This is a genomic window from Mycobacterium shigaense (assembly GCF_002356315.1).
Taxonomy (GTDB): domain Bacteria; phylum Actinomycetota; class Actinomycetes; order Mycobacteriales; family Mycobacteriaceae; genus Mycobacterium; species Mycobacterium shigaense.
Genome location: NZ_AP018164.1, coordinates 1,810,563 through 1,826,915, shown reverse-complemented (window position 1 = coordinate 1,826,915; position 16,353 = coordinate 1,810,563). Strand labels below are relative to the sequence as shown.

Genomic DNA, 16,353 nt, shown 5'->3' with positions numbered 1-16,353 from the left:
CGATAGGCGCGGGGACGGTCCGGCGAGCGCGACGAGCGGCTGTCAGGCGAGATTCGCCACTGGCTACGGTGATGACATGAGCGACGACATCCTGCTGATCGAGACCGACGAGCGGGTGCGCACCCTGACTCTCAACCGGCCGCAATCGCGCAACGCGCTGTCCTCTGGGTTGCGCGACCGGTTTTTCGGGGCGCTGACCGACGCCGAGACCGACGACGACGTCGACGTCGTCATCCTCACCGGCACCGACCCGGTGTTCTGCGCGGGGCTGGACCTCAAGGAGCTCGGCGGTGCGACCGCGCTGCCGGACATCTCGCCGCGCTGGCCGTCGATGACCAAGCCGGTGATCGGCGCGATCAACGGCGCCGCCGTCACCGGAGGCCTCGAGTTGGTGCTGTACTGCGACATCGTCATCGCCTCGGAGCAGGCGCGGTTCGCCGACACCCACGCTCGCGTCGGCCTGCTGCCCACCTGGGGCCTGAGCGTCCGGCTGCCGCAGCAGGTGGGCGTCGGCCTGGCCCGGCGGATGAGCATGACCGGCGACTACCTGTCGGCGGCCGACGCGCTGCGGGCAGGGCTGGCGACCGAGGTGGTGCCGCACGATCAACTGCTGCCCACCGCCCGCCAGGTCGCCGCATCCATCGTCGGCAACAACCAGGACGCGGTGCGGGCGCTGCTGGCGTCGTATCACCGCATCGACGAGTCGCAGACCAGCGAGGGGCTGTGGCTGGAGGCGACGGCGGCCAGGCAATTCCGCACCAGTGGCGACGACATCGCCGCCAACCGGGAGGCCGTGTTGCAGCGCGGGCGGGCGCAGGTGCGCTGAGGCGCCCCTCGATGACCCACCAACCGCCCCCGGCGGCCGGGTTCGCGGTGCCCGCCCGCAAGCGCCCCACCGCCGACATCGTCGCGACCGTGCTCCTGTTCGTGGGGCAGCTGGTGGCGAGCGCCCTGGCGTTCCTGCTGGCGCTGACGCGGTCGTCGACGCTGATGTTGGCGATCTGCAGCGATAACTGCGACACCGCCGAGGTGGGCCACTTCGTGCACGACACGTGGACCGGGGCGCTGATCCTGGTGTCCGGTATGGGCGTTGCGCTGCTGGTCGCGGCCTGCGGAACGCTGGTCTCGGGCCTGCGTGGGACGCTGATGTGGAAGTGGCCGGCGATCGGACTGGTGCTTGTGGTCGTTTGCTCCGGGATCGCGATGGCGCTGTGGATCGACGCGACGTCCGGCACCGGATGAAAGACCGGTGATCGCCAGCCAATACGATCCCAACAGTTGTCCATGCCGAGTGAGCGTTGCAGGAGGAAATCGATGCGCGATGTCGCCGGCCTCGCGATGCGTGTGCTGGGCGTCCTGAGCCTGGCGGCGGCATCGGCGATCGCGTCGGCGCAGCCCGCGTTCGCGGCGCCGCCACCGCGGTTTCCGAATCTGGACGGTTTCGCCGCCGTCCCGGCCGATGGCTACGTCACGTCCTCCGCCCCGAGCGGCACCCCGCGGATCGCCTTCTCGGCGGGCAACACGCTGGCGTGCGACTTCTACGGCGGTCCGGCTCCGGCCCCGCAGCCGTCGCAGGACATCAAATGCAGCGGCGAGTTGCCCGGCATGGACGACATACCGTTTCCCGGCGCCAGTCACCTGCGGCCGGGCGACTGCGTCGTGGGCTCGGTGAATTTCAAGGGACCCGGTTACGAGCTCAGCCGTATGTCCTACGGCGGGTGCGGCGGCAACCCGGCCGCGCTGCCGAACAACGGCAAGCTGCTGGCCGCCGGCCAGAAGGTGAGCTACCTCAACGTCACGTGCGCGGTGGGCCCCGACAACCTCATCGCCTGCCTGGACACCACCAGCGGGGACCACGGCTTCGTGCTGCAGCCGTCGGGCAGCTGGGCGTTCTGACCCGCCCTACCCCAGCGCGGCGCGCAGTGCGGCCACCGCGTCGTCGATCGAGCCGGCAGTCGAATAGCCCGCCGCCAGGCGGTGGCCGCCCCCACCGAACGCCGACGCAACCGCCGCCAGGTCCACCTCGCGCTTGGACCGCATGGACACCGACCACTGGCCCGGGTCAACCTCTTTGAAGACCGCCGCCACCTCGGCCTGCTGAGTGGTGCGCACGATGTCGACGATGCTCTCGACTTCCTCGGCGCGCGCGGTGGCCCATTCCTGATGGTCGACGACGACATAGACCAGCCCGCGGCCGCCGGCCGCGTCCGGCAGCAGTCGCGCCGAGCCCAGCACCCGCGACAGCAACGGCAGCCACCCGAACGGGTGGGTGTCCATCAGCGTCCGGCTGATCGCGGCGTTGTCCACACCGAGGTCGAGCAGCCGGGCCGCCAGCCGGAAGGCGCGGGCACTGGCCCACCGGAACGAGCCGGTGTCGGTCGTCAGCCCCGCGTACAGGCAGTGCGCGACGTCGGCGGCGATCGGCTTGCCCCAGGCGTCGAGCAACTCGGCCACCAGGAACGTGGTGGAGTCCGCGGCGGCATCGACGTAGTTCGCGGTGCCGAACAGCTTGTTGGACGCGTGGTGGTCGATGACCAGCAGCTGCCGGCCCGGACCCGCCAGCTCGGCCAGCGCGCCGAGGCGTTTGATGCTCGGAACGTCAACGGTGACAAGCAGATCGACGTCACGGCGGATCGCGTCGGGGCTGACCAACAGGTGGCAGCCGGGCAGCGACCGCAGCGACTCCGGCAGCGTCTCGGGCGCCGCGAAGCTGACCTCGACCTCTTTGCCGCAGCTGTCGAGCACGAGAGCAAGCGCAAGCCCGGCGCCGATGGTGTCGGCGTCGGGATGGACGTGACAGATTACCCCGACACTCGTTGCCGCCGAGAGCAATTCGGCGGCGCCCATGGCATCGACGCGGGCCCCGGTCGAAGAGGCCGCGCCGAAGTCAGTCTTCGGATCGGTCGCCGTCACCCGTGTCCTCAGCCTCGGTTGCCGGCGACCCGCCGGCCCGATACGGATCGGCCTCACCGGCCGGTTTGGCCCCCACCCGAACCCGCGCCAGGTCGGCGTCCGCGGCGCGGGCGCGCGCCAGCAGCTCGTCCATCCGTTGCACGGTCTCCGACGTCGTGTCCCGGGTGAACGTCAGGGTGGGCGTGAAGCGCACCCCGGTACCGGCGCCCACCGTGGTGCGCAACGTGCCCTTGGCCCGCTCGAGTGCGGCGGCAGCCGCGTCGTAATCCGGCTCCTCGTCGAGCGTGCGCCCCATCACGGTGTAGAACACGGTCGCATCGTGCAGATCCGCCGTCACCTTGGTGTCGACGATCGTCACCCCGTCCAACCCGGGATCGGTGATCTCGAATTCGATCGCCGAGGCGACGATTGTGTTGATCCGCTTGGCCAGGCGGCGCGCCCGTCCGGGATCAGCCATGTCGATTCACCGCCAACTCCTCATCGCTTCGGCCCCACTGCATCGTGGACGGTGGTCAGGTGCGCTCCTTTTGGACCAGCTCGTAGGACTCGATGACATCGCCCTCCTTGATGTCCGAATATCCAAGTGTCATACCGCATTCGAAGCCTTCGCGCACCTCGGTGACGTCGTCCTTCTCGCGGCGCAGCGACGTGATCGACAGGTTGTCGACGACGACGATGTTGTCGCGCAACAAGCGGGCCTTGGCGTTGCGGCGCACGACGCCCGAGATGATCATGCAACCGGCGATGACACCGACCTTCGAGGAGCGGAACAGCGCGCGAATCTCGGCGCGGCCCAACTCGTTTTCCTCGTAGATCGGCTTGAGCATGCCGCGCAGGGCCTTCTCGATCTCGTCGATGGCCTGGTAGATCACCGAGTAGTAGCGAATGTCCACGCCCTCGCGGTTGGCCAGTTCTGTCGCCTTGCCCTCGGCACGCACGTTGAAGCCGATGATCACCGCGTCCGACGCCGACGCCAGGTTGACGTTGGTCTCGGTGATGCCACCGACACCGCGGTCGATGACCCGAAGCTCCACCTCGTCGTCGACCTGGATGCCCATCAGGGCCTCCTCCAGGGCCTCGACCGTACCGGCGTTGTCGCCCTTGAGGATCAGGTTCAGCTGGCTGGTTTCCTTCAGCGCCGAGTCCAGGTCCTCCAGGCTGATCCGCTTGCGCGACCGTGCCGCCAGCGCGTTGCGCTTGCGCGCGCTGCGCCGGTCGGCGATCTGCCGGGCGATGCGGTCCTCGTCGACGACCAGGAAGTTGTCACCGGCGCCGGGCACCGAGGTGAAGCCGATGACCTGCACCGGCCGCGACGGCAGCGCCTCCTCGACGTCCTCGCCGTGCTCGTCGACCATGCGGCGCACGCGCCCGTAGGCATCGCCGGCGACCACCGAGTCGCCGACCCGCAGCGTCCCGCGCTGCACCAGCACCGTGGCGACCGGACCACGGCCGCGGTCCAGGTGCGCCTCGATCGCCACCCCCTGGGCCTCCATGTCGGGGTTGGCCCGCAGGTCCAGGGCGGCGTCGGCGGTCAGCAGCACCGCCTCCTCGAGTGCCTCGATGTTGGTGCCGTTCTTGGCCGAGATGTCCACGAACATGGTGTCGCCACCGAAATCCTCTGCCACCAAACCGTATTCGGTGAGCTGGCCGCGGATCTTGGCCGGGTCGGCACCCTCCTTGTCGATCTTGTTGACCGCCACCACGATCGGCACGTCGGCGGCCTGTGCGTGGTTGATCGCTTCCACCGTCTGTGGCATCACGCCGTCGTCGGCGGCGACCACCAGGATGGCGATGTCGGTGGCCTTCGCACCGCGAGCACGCATGGCGGTGAACGCCTCGTGACCCGGGGTGTCGATGAAGGTGATCGGCCGTTCGACGCCGTCATGCTCGACGCTCACCTGGTAGGCGCCGATGTGCTGGGTGATGCCGCCGGCCTCGCCCTCGCGGACGCTGGCGTTCCGAATGGTGTCCAGCAGGCGGGTTTTACCGTGGTCGACGTGACCCATCACGGTCACCACCGGCGGTCGGGTCTGCAGGTCCTCCTCGCCGCCCTCGTCCTCGCCATAGGTGAGATCGAAGGACTCCAGCAGTTCGCGGTCTTCGTCCTCCGGGCTGACGACCTGGACGACGTAGTTCATCTCGCTGCCCAGCAGTTCGAGCGTCTCGTCGCCGACCGACTGCGTCGCCGTCACCATCTCGCCCAGGTTGAACAGCGCCTGCACCAGCGCGGCCGGGTTGGCGTTGATCTTGTCGGCGAAGTCGCTCAGCGATGCGCCGCGGGCCAGCCGGATGGTCTCGCCGTTGCCGTGCGGCAACCGCACGCCGCCGACGACCGGCGCCTGCATGTTCTCGTACTCGGCGCGTTTGGCCCGCTTCGACTTGCGACCGCGTCGCGGCGCGCCGCCCGGGCGACCGAAGGCGCCGGCCGCGCCACCGCGCTGGCCGGGACGGCCACCGCCACCACCCGGTCCACCGCCGGGACGGCCCTGAAAACCACCGCCACCGCCGGGTGCGGCACCGACGCCGCCGCGGTAATTACCACCGCCACCGCCACCGCCGTCGCGGCCGCCGCCGGGACCACCCGGCCGGCCACCGCCGGGCCGGGGACCGCCGCCGGGACGGGCCGAACGGAATCCGCCGCCGGCACCGCCGCCGGGACGGGGCGGCATGTTGCCCGGCGAGGCACCCGGACGGGGCGCACCAGGCCGGGCCGCTCCGGGGCGCGGGGGCTGCGGACGGGGAATGGGCCGGTCGACGGGCTGTGCCGACGAGAACGGGTTGTTGCCGACCCGCGGGGTGCGGGCAGCCGGCCTGGGCATCGGGCCGGGCCGCGGACCTGGTGTCGCGCCGGGCTGCGGCGGCGCCTGCTGGCCGGACGCCTGACCGGGCGCCGGCGGTTGCGGCTGGCGGGGCGGGGGCGCCGAGGGCCGTGCCGGGGACGGCGCCGGCCGCTTGGGGGCGGGCGCCGTCGGCGTGGGGGCTGCCGTCGCGGCGGGCGCGGCGGCGGGCGCCGCAGCGCCGCCATCAGCGGGTTTCGCGGGCGCGGGCGCGGCGGACGCCGCTTCGCCGTTGCCGGCGGCCTTCGGAATCGCCTTGTCCAGGGCCCGGTCGAGCGACTTGTCGGCGACCCTGGCGGCGCCCCTGTCGCCGCCGGCCGGCTTACCGCCGCCGAAGGATTCCCGCAGCCGACGGGCGACGGGCGCCTCGACGGTCGACGATGCGGATTTGACGAATTCGCCCTGTTCGTTCAGCCGGGCGAGAACTTCCTTGCTGGTGACACCGAGTTCCTTAGCCAACTCGTGCACGCGGGCCTTACCTGCCACTACATCTCCTGTCTATGAGGCGACAGCAGCGGGCCGCGCCTCGGGTTTAGCTATGACGCATGGTCATCGGGACTTCACGGTGTGCTCATGTTCTTCGCTACCTGTTCTCTTCCCGGGGAGTCGAGCGCCTGTACGTGCTCGACCACCGCGGACGTGTCCGGTGGACGGTCGATGCGCAACGCTTTGGTGAAAGCTCGCCGCCGAACCGCCTGTTGTGCGCACTGCGCCGCGGGATGCAGCCACGCACCCCGCCCCGGCAGGTTACTCGCCGCGTCAACGATTACGGCGTATTCGCCGTTCCGCGCCGACGCAGCAACCACTCGAAGCAGCTTGACGGCCAACTCTCGCTTCCGGCACCCGACACACGTCCGCACGGGGCCACCCGTGGCTCGGTGCGTCCTTCTAGTTTCGGGGTCCGAAGGCTCGCGCTGGATCACGGCTCAGTCTAGCGTCACTTGATCGCCGGCCAGAACCGCCCGCACCGGCCGCTCAGCTGAGGTCAGTGATCGTGCGCGACCTGGTGGCCGGCGCCGTGTTCGCTCTGGTTTTCCGGATGCTCCGGCGAATCGCCGCGGATGTCGATGCGCCACCCGGTGAGCCGGGCGGCCAACCGCGCGTTCTGGCCCTCCTTGCCGATCGCCAGCGACAACTGGAAGTCGGGAACCACCACCCGGGCGGCGCGGGCGGTCTGGTCGATCACCGAGACCGACACCACCTTGGCCGGCGACAGGGCGTTGGCGACGAAACGGGCGGGGTCCTCGTCGTAGTCGATGATGTCGATCTTCTCCCCGGACAGCTCGCTCATCACGTTGCGCACGCGTTGGCCCATCGGACCGATGCAGGCGCCCTTGGCGTTCAGCCCCGGGACGTTCGACCGCACCGCGATCTTGGATCGGTGGCCGGCCTCGCGCGCCACCGCCACGATCTCGACCGATCCGTCCGCGATCTCGGGGACTTCCAGCGAAAAGAGCTTGCGCACCAGGTTCGGGTGCGTCCGCGACAGCGTGATCACCGGCTCACGCGATCCGCGGGTCACCCCCACCACGTAGCAACGCACCCGGTTGCCGTGCTCGTAGCTTTCGCCGGGGACCTGCTCGGCAGCCGGGATGACACCCTCGGAGGCCTTGGTTTCGGTGCCCATCCGCACCACGACCAGCCCGCGGGCGTTGGCCCGGCTGTCGCGCTGGATAACGCCCGCGACGATTTCGCCCTCGCGGGTGGAGAACTCGCCGTAAGTGCGCTCGTTTTCGGCGTCGCGGAACCGCTGCAGCATGACCTGACGCGCCGTGGTCGCGGCGATCCGGCCGAATCCCTCTGGGGTGTCGTCCCATTCGCTGATGACGTTGCCGTCCTCATCGACCTCGCGGGCCATCACCCGCACCACCCCGGTCTTGCGATCGATCTCGATGTGCGCGTCGGTCTGGTGCCCCTGGGTGTGCCGGTAGGCGGTCAGCAACGCGGATTTGATGGTTTCGAGCAGCTCGTTGACCGAGATGCCCCGGTCCACCTCGATCGCGTGCAGCGCGGCCATGTCGATGTTCATCAGCGCCGCTCCTTCTCATCGCTACGCTTTGCACCGTCGTCGGCGCGGTTCATGTCCCGGCCTCCGTCCTGTCGGCCCGATCCCTGGTCGCCAGTTCCAGCTCAGCCTGAGCCGGCGGCGAAAACTCCACCTGGACAACGGCTTTTGTAATGTCATCGAACGGGATCGCACGCACGGCCAGCTTGCTACCCGCGCGAACCACCAGCGAGACCGCCCCGGGGTGGGTCCGACCGATGCGGCCGGTCAGCGCCGATCCGTCCGACAGCGTCAGTTCGACCTTGCGGCCGCGGGCGCGGCGGAAGTGTTTCTCGGTGGTCAGGGGGCGGTCGATGCCGGGCGAGGAGACCTCGAGTACATAGCGGTCGTCGATGTCATTCAAGTCGTCGAGCAACGTGGCGGCCGATCTCGACAGCGTCGCGATCGTGTCCAGATCGAGAGCCGTGTCCCCGTCGGCGACCACCATGATCCGCGGCGGGCGGGCTCGGGTGTCGATGACCACGTCTTCGATCTCGTAGCCGGCGCGCGCGAACTCTCCACTCAGTAGCTCGATCACCTGCATCGCAGAAGGTAGCCCGGTGGTCACGGCGAGCTCCTCGTCTTGAGTTGTCCGGTCATCTGGCGGATGTCGCCGCCCCGGTCATTCCTGGGCAACTTCCGGCGTCCGGCGGGACGCAAATCCGGCCGTCCCGCGAGAACCGACTATTCACGATACGCCAGGAATTGCCCAGAACGGCGTGATCGGGTGGTCAACGTCCTGCCGTCGTGCCCACCGTCTGCCTATCGTTGGAGCCCGCCGTTCTGATGGCAGGATGTTGGGCGTGTCCAGCCCAGCATTCGTCACCACCAGGCGGGGTGCGCTCGCCGGCACCGCGGCCCTGGCTGCGCTCGGGGTGGCGACGTCCGCCTGCGGCGAGTCCAAGCCCAAACAACCCGCGACCGAAGACTTGCTGGGGCCGTTGGACCAGGCTCGACATGACAGCGCGCTGGCCGGTGCGGCCGCGGCGGCCAGCGGCCTGGCACCGCAGATCGCCGCCGCGCTGACGGTGGTCGCGACCCAACGTGCCGCACACGCGCGCGCCCTGTCGACCGAGATCTTCCGGGCCGCCAACAAGCTCGCGAGCTCGACGAGCGAGACGGCCAGCCCGAGCGCCAGCCCCACCCCGTCGGGCACGCCACCGCCGCCACCGCCGGTGTCCGACGTCATCAGTGCGCTCAAGGCCGCGGCCGAAAGCGCCAGCCGCCTGGTCGCTTCGTCGTCGGGCTATCGAGCCGGACTGCTGGGCTCCATCGCCGCGTCCTGCACCGCGTCCTACCAGATTGCCCTGGTGCCGCCGGGTCCTACGCCATGACCTCGGCCGAACCCACCCCGGGCGCATCGCCGAAACGCGCCCCGGTTCCCAAGGATGCCGACAGCGCGGCGTTGTGCGAGGCGCTGGCGGTCGAACACTCGACGATTTACGGCTACGGCATCGTCTCGGCGCTGTCGCCGCCCGGCGTGAACAACCTGGTGGTGGACGCGCTGAATCAGCACCGTCAGCGCCGCGACGACGTCATCGCCATGCTGGCCGCCCGCAAGGTCACCGCACCGATCGCGGCCGCCGGCTACCAGTTGCCGATGCTGGTGGCCAGCGGGGCCGACGCGGCCCGCCTGGCGGTGCGGATGGAGAACGACGGGGCGACGGCCTGGCGCGCCGTGATCGAGCACGCCGAGACGGCCGGCGACCGCGCGTTCGCCTCGACGGCCCTGACGCAGAGCGCGGTGATGGCTGCCCGGTGGAACCGGGTGCTGGGCGCCTGGCCCATCACGACAACTTTCCCCGGCGGCAACGAATAGCCAGCGTGGCGATCGCGAGCGCGGCAAGGCCGGGCGAAGCGCGTCGCTACCGTCGTCCCTAACGCGCCAGGGCCGCGGCGATGTCGGTGGCCAGCGTGTCGCCGGTCGGCAGCTCACGCGTTTGACCGCCGAAGCGGTCGCGCAACTCCACCACGCCGTCGGCCCAGCCGCGTCCCACGACGACGACCCACGGCATGCCCAGGAGCTCGGCGTCCTTGAACTTGACGCCGGGCGAGGCCTGGCGATCATCGAGCAGCACGGCCAGCCCCAGCCGATCCAGGTCGGCGGCCAGCTCCGCGGCCCCGGCCCGCGCCTCGGCGTCCTTGTTGGCGATCACCATGTGCACGTCGTACGGCGCGATCTCCGCGGGCCAGCGCAGGCCCAGCTCGTCGTGCTGCTGTTCGGCGACGACCGCGACCAGGCGCGAAACCCCAATTCCATAGGAGCCCATGGTCAATCGCACCGGCTTGCCGTCCTCGCCGAGCACGTCGACGGCGAAGGCGTCGGTGTATTTGCGGCCGAGCTGGAAGATGTGCCCGATCTCGATGCCGCGCGCCATCACCAGCGGGCCGGCGCCGTCCGGGGAGGGATCACCCTCACGCACCTCGGCGGCCTCGATGGTGCCGTCGGCGGTGAAGTCGCGGCCGGCCACCAGCCCGACGACATGCCGGCCCGGCGCGTCGGCGCCGGTGATCCAGCTGGTGCCGTCGACCACCCGCGGATCGACCAGATAACGAACCTGGTTGTCCCGCAATGCCTTCGGCCCGATGTAGCCCTTGACCAGGAACGGGTACCTGGCGAAATCGGCGTCTCCGAGCAGCTCGTACTCGGCGGGCTCCAGAGCGGCGCCCAGCCGCTTGTCGTCGACCTCGCGGTCGCCGGGCACGCCGATGGCCAACAGCTCCCAATCCCCGCCCGGCTCACGGACTTTCACCAGGACGTTCTTCAACGTGTCGGCCGCGGTGACGGTGCGGCCCAGGTCTGCGTCGTTCGCCCAGGCCACCAGGCTGGCGATGGTGGGAGTGTCGCCGGTGTCGTGCACGACGGCCTCGGGCTGGCCCTCGATGGGCAGCGCCTCGGGCCGGGCGGTGAGCACGGCCTCGACGTTGGCCGCATAGCCCGACTCCAGGCAGCGCACGAAAGTGTCCTCGCCGACCGGGCTCTCGGCCAGGAATTCCTCGGACGCGCTGCCGCCCATGGCGCCGGAGACCGCCGACACGATGACGTAGCGCAGCTCCAGCCGGTCGAAGATGCGCTGATAGGCCTCGCGGTGCGCGTGGTAGGCCGCTTTGAGCCCCCCGGCGTCGACGTCGAACGAGTAGGAGTCCTTCATCACGAACTCCCGGGCCCGCAGGATGCCGGCCCGCGGCCGGGCCTCGTCGCGGTACTTGCCCTGGATTTGGTACAGGGTGAGTGGAAAGTCCTTGTAGGAGTTGTATTCGCCCTTGACGGTCAGGGTGAACACCTCTTCGTGCGTGGGCGCCAGCAGGTAGTCGTTGTCGCGGCGGTCCCGCACCCGGAACACCCCGTCGCCGTACTCGGCCCACCGGCTCGTCGTCTCGTAGGGCCCGCGCGGCAACAGGGCGGGAAACAGAATCTCCTGCCCGCCAATCGCGTTCATCTCCTCGCGGACGACGCGTTCGATGTTGCGCAACACCCGCAAGCCCAACGGCAGCCAGCTGTACAACCCCGGGCCGACCGGCCGGACGTATCCGGCGCGCACCAGCAGCTTGTGGCTGGCGACTTCGGCGTCGGCGGGATCGTCGCGCAAGGTGCGCAGGAAAAGCTCGGACATCCGGGTGATCACAGCGGGCCAGCCTAGCCTGTCGGGTGTTCGGTGAAGCCGGGCGCGTAGCCTCCTACGACGCGGTTACAGCTCGCCGGCGTCGATGGCTTCCTTGACCTCTTGGGCGTGGGCAACCTCGTCGGGGGTGTAGCCGATCAGCAGCGCGGCGCCGCCGACGACGACGGCCACGCCGGCCACCCACAGCAAGCCGTAGGTGTAGCCGTTGTCGAGCGCGCACAGCTGCGCCTCGTTCATGAACTTCACCGGGCCGGTGATGCCGCCCATATAGAGCGTCCGCGAGGTGATCACGGCCTGGATGACGGCGAGCACCAGCGGCCCGCCCAGGCTCTGCAGCATCAGCGTGACCGCCGACACCGGGCCGATCTGGTCGAAGCCCACGCCGGCGATCGCCGACAGCGTCAGCGGGACGACGGCCATGCCGATGCCGATGCCGCCGACCACGATGGGCAGGACCAGGTTGGGGAAGTACGCGACGCCGCGGTGCATGAACGCCCAGCCGTAGAGCATCGCCCAGAACAGCAGGATCCCGCCGCCGATGGTCAGCACCCGGGGCGAGAAGCGCGACACCAGCTGCGACGAGACGCCCAGGCCGATCCCCATCGCGATGACGAAGGGGATGAAGCCGATGCCGGCGCGCAGCGCACTGTAGCCGAGGACGTCCTGCACGTACAGGCCGATGCACACCGTCAGGCTGAACATCAGCCCACCGGCCAAAAAGATCGCGATGAAGGTGACCAGCCGGTTGCGGTCACGGAACAAAGCGAACGGCACGACGGGGTTTTCGGCGGTGCGCTCGACCACGATGAACGCCAACGCGGCGCCCAGCGCCACGACGCCCGAGCCGATGGTGGTGATCGAGATCCAGCCCTTTTCCGGGCCCATCGAGAAGGCGAACACGGCGGCCGTGCACGCCAGGGTGGCCAGCATGGCGCCGGCGGCATCGAGCTTCATCCGCTCCCGGTTGGTCTCCCGCAGCGCGGTGCGGGCCAGGTAGATCATCACCAGCCCGATCGGGACGTTGACCAGGAAGGCCAGCCGCCAAGACCACTCGGTCAGCGCCCCACCGACGACCAGGCCCATCACGGAGCCGACCGCGGTCATCGCCGCGAATACCGCCGTGGCCGCGTTGCGCGCCGGGCCCTTCGCGAAGGTCGTCGCCACCAGCGCCAGACCCGTGGGCGAGGCGATGGCGGACCCGACCCCCTGGGAAAGCCGCGCGATGACCAGCGTCACCTCGTCCCACGCCACGGCGCACAGCACCGAGGAGATGGTGAACAGGGTGACGCCCACGATGAAGGTGCGCTTGCGACCGATGGTGTCGCCGAGGCGACCGCCCAGCAGCATCAGCCCGCCGAAGGTCAGCACGTAGGCGGTGATCACCCAGCTGCGGCCGGCGTCGGACAGGCTCAGCTCGTTCTGAATCTTAGGAAGTGCCACGATGGCCACGGTGCTGTCCATCGTGGCCAGCAGCTGCATGCCGCCGATGGCGATGACCGCCGCAATGAAGCGGCGCGACGGCAGCCACGCAGGATAATACCTGCTCAGACGAGCAGAGGCGGTCTCGGAAGCGGCCTGGGACGGGCGCTGGCTGCGCGCCGGGGCCGGACGATCGGGGCGGGCAGCGGCCAGATTGTGGGCTGCGCGCTCTGTGTCGTTGAGAGCCGTCATAACGGGTTACCTTACAGTAATCTTAAGATCTGTTTAAGCGGCGAACGCCGCTGAGGCCTACTACGGGCCCGATCACGATGATCGCGGGAGGTCGAATCCCCTCTGCACGGACCTTCCGGGGCGTGTCGGCAAGCGTGGCTCGCAAGGTGCGCTGATCTGCCGTTGTGCCGTTTTGGACCACCAGGACGGGCGTATCCGCAGGTCGCCCGCCTTTCAGCAAAATTTCGGCGAAGAGTTCGATGCGTTCGACCGCCATCAGCAAAACGATCGTCCCGGACATCTTCGCCAGCGCATTCCAATTCACTAACGATTCGGGATGACCGGGCGCCAGGTGGCCGCTGACCACCACGAACTCGTGATTTACCGCCCGGTGCGTGACCGGAACGCCCGCCAGGGCGGGCACGGCTATGGCACTTGTCAGACCGGGCACCACGGTCACGGGGATGCCGGCGTCGATGCATGCCAAGACCTCCTCGTAGCCGCGGGCGAACACAAAGGGATCTCCCCCTTTGAGGCGCACCACAAACTTCCCCGCCCGCGCCCGCTCGATCATCACGCCGTTGATGGCGTCCTGCGCCATCGCCCGCCCGTAGGGGATCTTGGCCGCGTCGATGACCTCGACGTGCGGCGCCAGTTCGGCGAGCAGCTCCGGCGGCGCCAGGCGGTCGGCGACCACGACGTCGGCGTGAGCCAGCAGGCGGCGCCCGCGCACGGTGATCAGTTCGGGGTCGCCCGGGCCGCCGCCGACCAGCGCCACCCCGCCGCGCACCACATCGGAACTCGCCGGGCTCTCGGGGGTGATGAGCCCCTGCTGCAGCGCCTCGCGGATGGCCGAGCGGATCGCGGCCGATCTGCGGTGTTCGCCGCCGGCCAGCACCCCGACCGACAGCCCGGCGTACTCGAACGTCGCCGGCGTCACCGCCGATCCATCGACAGCGATGTCCGCCCGCACACAGAAGACACGGCGACCGTCGGCCTCGGCCACCACCGCGGCGTTGACGGCCGGATCGTTGGTGGCCGCGATCGCGTACCAGGCTCCGTCGAGGTCACCGTCGCGGTATTCGCGCACGGCCAGGGTGATCCCGCTCATCGCCTCGACGGCGGGCGTGGCCGTGCGGGTGATGACGTGCACATCGGCGCCGCTGGCGATCAGCAATGGCAACCGGCGCTGCGCGACGCTGCCTCCGCCGACCACGACGACCTTCCTGCCGGTCAGCCGCAGTCCGACGAGGTACGGGCTCTCGGTCACCCGGCAAGCCTAGTCAACGGTCCTCTCGGCGCCGGGCGGCCGCGTGCGCCACGAAGCGCGCGACGGCACCGGGCGTCGCCGCCGGATGTGTGTGCAGATAAGACGCGTGCACCCCGGCATGCACGACGCCGTCGCGAAGGGTGTCGACGTTGGTGCCCCGGGCGCCCCGGTACGCCCACGCGGGCTGGTAGCTCTCGGTGAATGTGACCGCCGTGCGGTGGAATTCGTGCCCGACGACGCGCTCGCCGACGCGATACAGCGACGAATCGGCCACGGCGACGGCCTCGCGGTACGCCAGCGTCAGCCGCGAGGTGAACCGCGCCGATCCGGCGACGGCGCCGCACATCGGATACCCGTCGAGCTCGGTGGCCAGGTAGATCAGACCCGCGCATTCGGCGTGCACCGGCGCGCCCGCGGCGGCGAGATCCGCGATCTGGCGGCGCACGACGTCATTGGCCGACAGCTCCGCGGTGAATTGCTCGGGAAACCCGCCGGGCAGCACGACGGCATCGGTGCCCTGCGGCAACGCGTCGGTCAGCGGGTCGAACTCGACCACGTCGGCACCAGCGGCGCGCAGCAGCTCGACGTGTTCGGCGTAGGCGAAGGTGAAGGCCTTCCCGGCCGCCAGCGCGACGACGGCCCGCCGTCCGCGCTCCGCGACGACCGCGTGCGCGGGATCCCACGGGGGGTCGGCGACCCGGCTTCCGGCGGCCGCCACCACGGCGCCCAGGTCGACGTGGCGAGCGACCAGCGCGGTCATCGCGTCGACCGCCAGTCGCGCGCGCTGGCCATACTCGACGGCGGTAACCAGGCCCAAATACCTTGTCGGCAGCTCTAATTCGGCGGCGCGCGGAATGGCGCCCAGCACCGGGACGCCGGCCTGCTCGCAGGCCTGCCGCAGCACCTGCTCGTGCCGCTGCGACCCGACCCGGTTGAGGATCACGCCCGCGATCCGGGTTGCCGAGTCGAACGTCGAAAACCCGTGCAGCAGCGCGGCGATGCTCTGGCTTTGGCCGCGCGCGTCGACCACTAGCAGCACCGGGGCGCCCAGCAGCCCGGCGACATGAGCCGTCGACCCCTGGGCCGGCACGGTCGCGGCGGGCCCGATCCGCCCGTCGAAAAGGCCCATCACGCCTTCGATCACCGAAAGCTGCGCGCCGGCGCTGCCGTGGGCGTAGAGGGGCCCGACGAGCCGCTCGGACACCATCACCGCGTCGAGGTTGCGCCCGAGTCGGCCGGCCGCCAGTGTGTGATAGCCCGGGTCGATGAAGTCCGGGCCCACTTTGAACGGCGCCACCACATGCCCGGCCTGTCGCAACGCGCCGATCAAACCCGTTGCGACCGTGGTCTTTCCGCTGCCCGACGCCGGCGCGGCAACGACGACCGCGGGAACGCTCACCACTCGATGCCCTTTTGCCCTTTGCGTCCGGCATCCATCGGGTGCTTGACCTTGCTCATCTCCGTGACCAGATCGGCGGCCTCGATCAGCCGGGGCGGGGCGTCGCGCCCGGTGATCACCACGTGCTGGTGCCCGGGCCGGGCCGCCAACGCCTCGACCACGTCACCGACGTCGATCCAGCCCCACTTGAGCGGGTAGGTGAACTCGTCGAGCACGTAGAAGTCGTGCCGTTGCGCGGCCAGCCGCCGCGATATTTCGGCCCACCCGTCAGCCGCCGCCGCGGCGTGGTCGACGTCGCTGCCGGGTTTGCGCGACCAGGACCAGCCCGAGCCCATCTTGTGCCATTCCACCGGCCCGCCCACGCCACGCTCGGTGTGCAGCTGCCCGAGCTCGCGCAGCGCCGCCTCCTCGCCGACCTTCCACTTGGCGCTCTTGACGAATTGGAACACCGCGACGCTCAGTCCGACATTCCACGCGCGCAACGCCATTCCGAACGCCGCGGTCGACTTGCCCTTGCCCTCGCCGGTGTGCACCGCCAGCACCGGCGTGTTACGCCGGGCTCGGGTGGTCAGGCCGTCGTCGGGGATCTGCGCTGGGGTGCCCTGCGGCATCGGCGG

At 70.0% G+C, this 16,353-nt stretch carries 16 protein-coding genes; 5 read left to right on the top strand and 11 right to left on the bottom strand.

Features of this window, described 5'->3' with window-relative positions:
* Positions 1-76 precede the first annotated feature (76 nt).
* The 3 genes from MSG_RS08560 (at position 77) to MSG_RS08550 (ending at position 1,896) form a co-directional block, all read left to right on the top strand.
* Positions 77-826, top strand: coding sequence for an enoyl-CoA hydratase (locus tag MSG_RS08560; RefSeq protein ID WP_096438786.1), 750 nt, complete (start codon positions 77-79; stop codon positions 824-826).
* Between the two features lie 11 nt (positions 827-837).
* Positions 838-1,242 (top strand): hypothetical protein, encoded by a 405-nt coding sequence (locus MSG_RS08555; protein WP_096438784.1) that lies wholly within the window; start codon positions 838-840, stop codon positions 1,240-1,242.
* 72 nt (positions 1,243-1,314) lie between these two features.
* The gene (locus MSG_RS08550; protein ID WP_096438782.1) at positions 1,315-1,896 is read left to right on the top strand and encodes a hypothetical protein; all 582 of its coding nucleotides are present in this window, start codon (positions 1,315-1,317) and stop codon (positions 1,894-1,896) included.
* 6 nt (positions 1,897-1,902) lie between these two features.
* Here the strand turns inward: MSG_RS08550 and MSG_RS08545 are convergent, their stop codons facing one another.
* The 6 genes from MSG_RS08545 to rimP form a co-directional block, all read right to left on the bottom strand.
* The gene (locus MSG_RS08545; protein ID WP_096444234.1) at positions 1,903-2,847 is read right to left on the bottom strand and encodes a DHH family phosphoesterase; all 945 of its coding nucleotides are present in this window, start codon (positions 2,845-2,847) and stop codon (positions 1,903-1,905) included.
* Positions 2,848-2,887: 40 nt separating this feature from the next.
* The gene (gene rbfA, locus MSG_RS08540) at positions 2,888-3,370 is read right to left on the bottom strand and encodes a 30S ribosome-binding factor RbfA (RefSeq protein ID WP_096438780.1); all 483 of its coding nucleotides are present in this window, start codon (positions 3,368-3,370) and stop codon (positions 2,888-2,890) included.
* A 55-nt stretch (positions 3,371-3,425) separates the two neighbouring features.
* Complete coding sequence (gene infB, locus MSG_RS08535) at positions 3,426-6,236, bottom strand: translation initiation factor IF-2 (RefSeq protein WP_096438778.1); 2,811 nt, start codon at positions 6,234-6,236, stop codon at positions 3,426-3,428.
* A gap of 74 nt (positions 6,237-6,310) precedes the next feature.
* Entirely contained in the window at positions 6,311-6,556 is a 246-nt protein-coding gene (locus MSG_RS08530; RefSeq protein WP_308737756.1) for a YlxR family protein, read from the bottom strand.
* Between the two features lie 179 nt (positions 6,557-6,735).
* A complete protein-coding gene (gene nusA, locus MSG_RS08525; protein WP_096438776.1) occupies positions 6,736-7,779 on the bottom strand; it encodes a transcription termination factor NusA in 1,044 nt (347 codons plus the stop codon).
* Between the two features lie 49 nt (positions 7,780-7,828).
* Complete coding sequence (gene rimP, locus MSG_RS08520; protein WP_096438774.1) at positions 7,829-8,362, bottom strand: ribosome maturation factor RimP; 534 nt, start codon at positions 8,360-8,362, stop codon at positions 7,829-7,831.
* A gap of 226 nt (positions 8,363-8,588) precedes the next feature.
* On the opposite strand from rimP, the gene MSG_RS08515 reads away from it, so the two are divergent.
* Complete coding sequence (locus MSG_RS08515) at positions 8,589-9,128, top strand: hypothetical protein (protein WP_096438772.1); 540 nt, start codon at positions 8,589-8,591, stop codon at positions 9,126-9,128.
* A complete protein-coding gene (locus MSG_RS08510) occupies positions 9,125-9,613 on the top strand; it encodes a ferritin-like domain-containing protein (protein ID WP_096438770.1) in 489 nt (162 codons plus the stop codon). Before MSG_RS08515 ends, MSG_RS08510 begins: the two co-directional genes overlap by 4 nt.
* 58 nt (positions 9,614-9,671) lie before the next feature.
* Here the strand turns inward: MSG_RS08510 and MSG_RS08505 are convergent, their stop codons facing one another.
* The 5 genes from MSG_RS08505 to cobO all read right to left on the bottom strand — a co-directional run bounded on the left by MSG_RS08505 (position 9,672) and on the right by cobO (position 16,347).
* The gene (locus MSG_RS08505) at positions 9,672-11,420 is read right to left on the bottom strand and encodes a proline--tRNA ligase (RefSeq protein WP_096438768.1); all 1,749 of its coding nucleotides are present in this window, start codon (positions 11,418-11,420) and stop codon (positions 9,672-9,674) included.
* Between the two features lie 63 nt (positions 11,421-11,483).
* Positions 11,484-13,088 carry an MFS transporter gene (locus tag MSG_RS08500; protein WP_096438766.1) on the bottom strand — a complete coding sequence of 535 codons (1,605 nt, stop codon included), beginning with the start codon at positions 13,086-13,088 and terminating at the stop codon, positions 11,484-11,486.
* Positions 13,089-13,110: 22 nt separating this feature from the next.
* Positions 13,111-14,337, bottom strand: coding sequence for a uroporphyrinogen-III C-methyltransferase (gene cobA, locus MSG_RS08495; protein WP_096438764.1), 1,227 nt, complete (start codon positions 14,335-14,337; stop codon positions 13,111-13,113).
* Between the two features lie 13 nt (positions 14,338-14,350).
* Positions 14,351-15,736 carry a cobyrinate a,c-diamide synthase gene (locus MSG_RS08490; protein WP_096438762.1) on the bottom strand — a complete coding sequence of 462 codons (1,386 nt, stop codon included), beginning with the start codon at positions 15,734-15,736 and terminating at the stop codon, positions 14,351-14,353.
* The gene (gene cobO / locus MSG_RS08485) at positions 15,733-16,347 is read right to left on the bottom strand and encodes a cob(I)yrinic acid a,c-diamide adenosyltransferase (RefSeq protein ID WP_096438760.1); all 615 of its coding nucleotides are present in this window, start codon (positions 16,345-16,347) and stop codon (positions 15,733-15,735) included. The genes MSG_RS08490 and cobO overlap by 4 nt, the downstream gene beginning before the upstream one ends.
* Between the last annotated feature and the right edge of the window lie 6 nt (positions 16,348-16,353).

Excerpts from the sequence above, each read along its gene's own strand:
- MSG_RS08560 (WP_096438786.1), top strand. The coding sequence starts at position 77 with ATGAGCGACGACATCCTGCTGATCGAGACCGACGAGCGGGTGCGCACC.
- MSG_RS08555 (WP_096438784.1), top strand. The coding sequence starts at position 838 with ATGACCCACCAACCGCCCCCGGCGGCCGGGTTCGCGGTGCCCGCCCGC.
- MSG_RS08550 (WP_096438782.1), top strand. The coding sequence starts at position 1,315 with ATGCGCGATGTCGCCGGCCTCGCGATGCGTGTGCTGGGCGTCCTGAGC.
- MSG_RS08545 (WP_096444234.1), bottom strand. The coding sequence starts at position 2,847 with ATGGGCGCCGCCGAATTGCTCTCGGCGGCAACGAGTGTCGGGGTAATC.
- rbfA (WP_096438780.1), bottom strand. The coding sequence starts at position 3,370 with ATGGCTGATCCCGGACGGGCGCGCCGCCTGGCCAAGCGGATCAACACA.
- nusA (WP_096438776.1), bottom strand. The coding sequence starts at position 7,779 with ATGAACATCGACATGGCCGCGCTGCACGCGATCGAGGTGGACCGGGGC.
- MSG_RS08515 (WP_096438772.1), top strand. The coding sequence starts at position 8,589 with ATGTTGGGCGTGTCCAGCCCAGCATTCGTCACCACCAGGCGGGGTGCG.
- MSG_RS08510 (WP_096438770.1), top strand. The coding sequence starts at position 9,125 with ATGACCTCGGCCGAACCCACCCCGGGCGCATCGCCGAAACGCGCCCCG.
- MSG_RS08500 (WP_096438766.1), bottom strand. The coding sequence starts at position 13,088 with ATGACGGCTCTCAACGACACAGAGCGCGCAGCCCACAATCTGGCCGCT.
- cobO (WP_096438760.1), bottom strand. The coding sequence starts at position 16,347 with ATGCCGCAGGGCACCCCAGCGCAGATCCCCGACGACGGCCTGACCACC.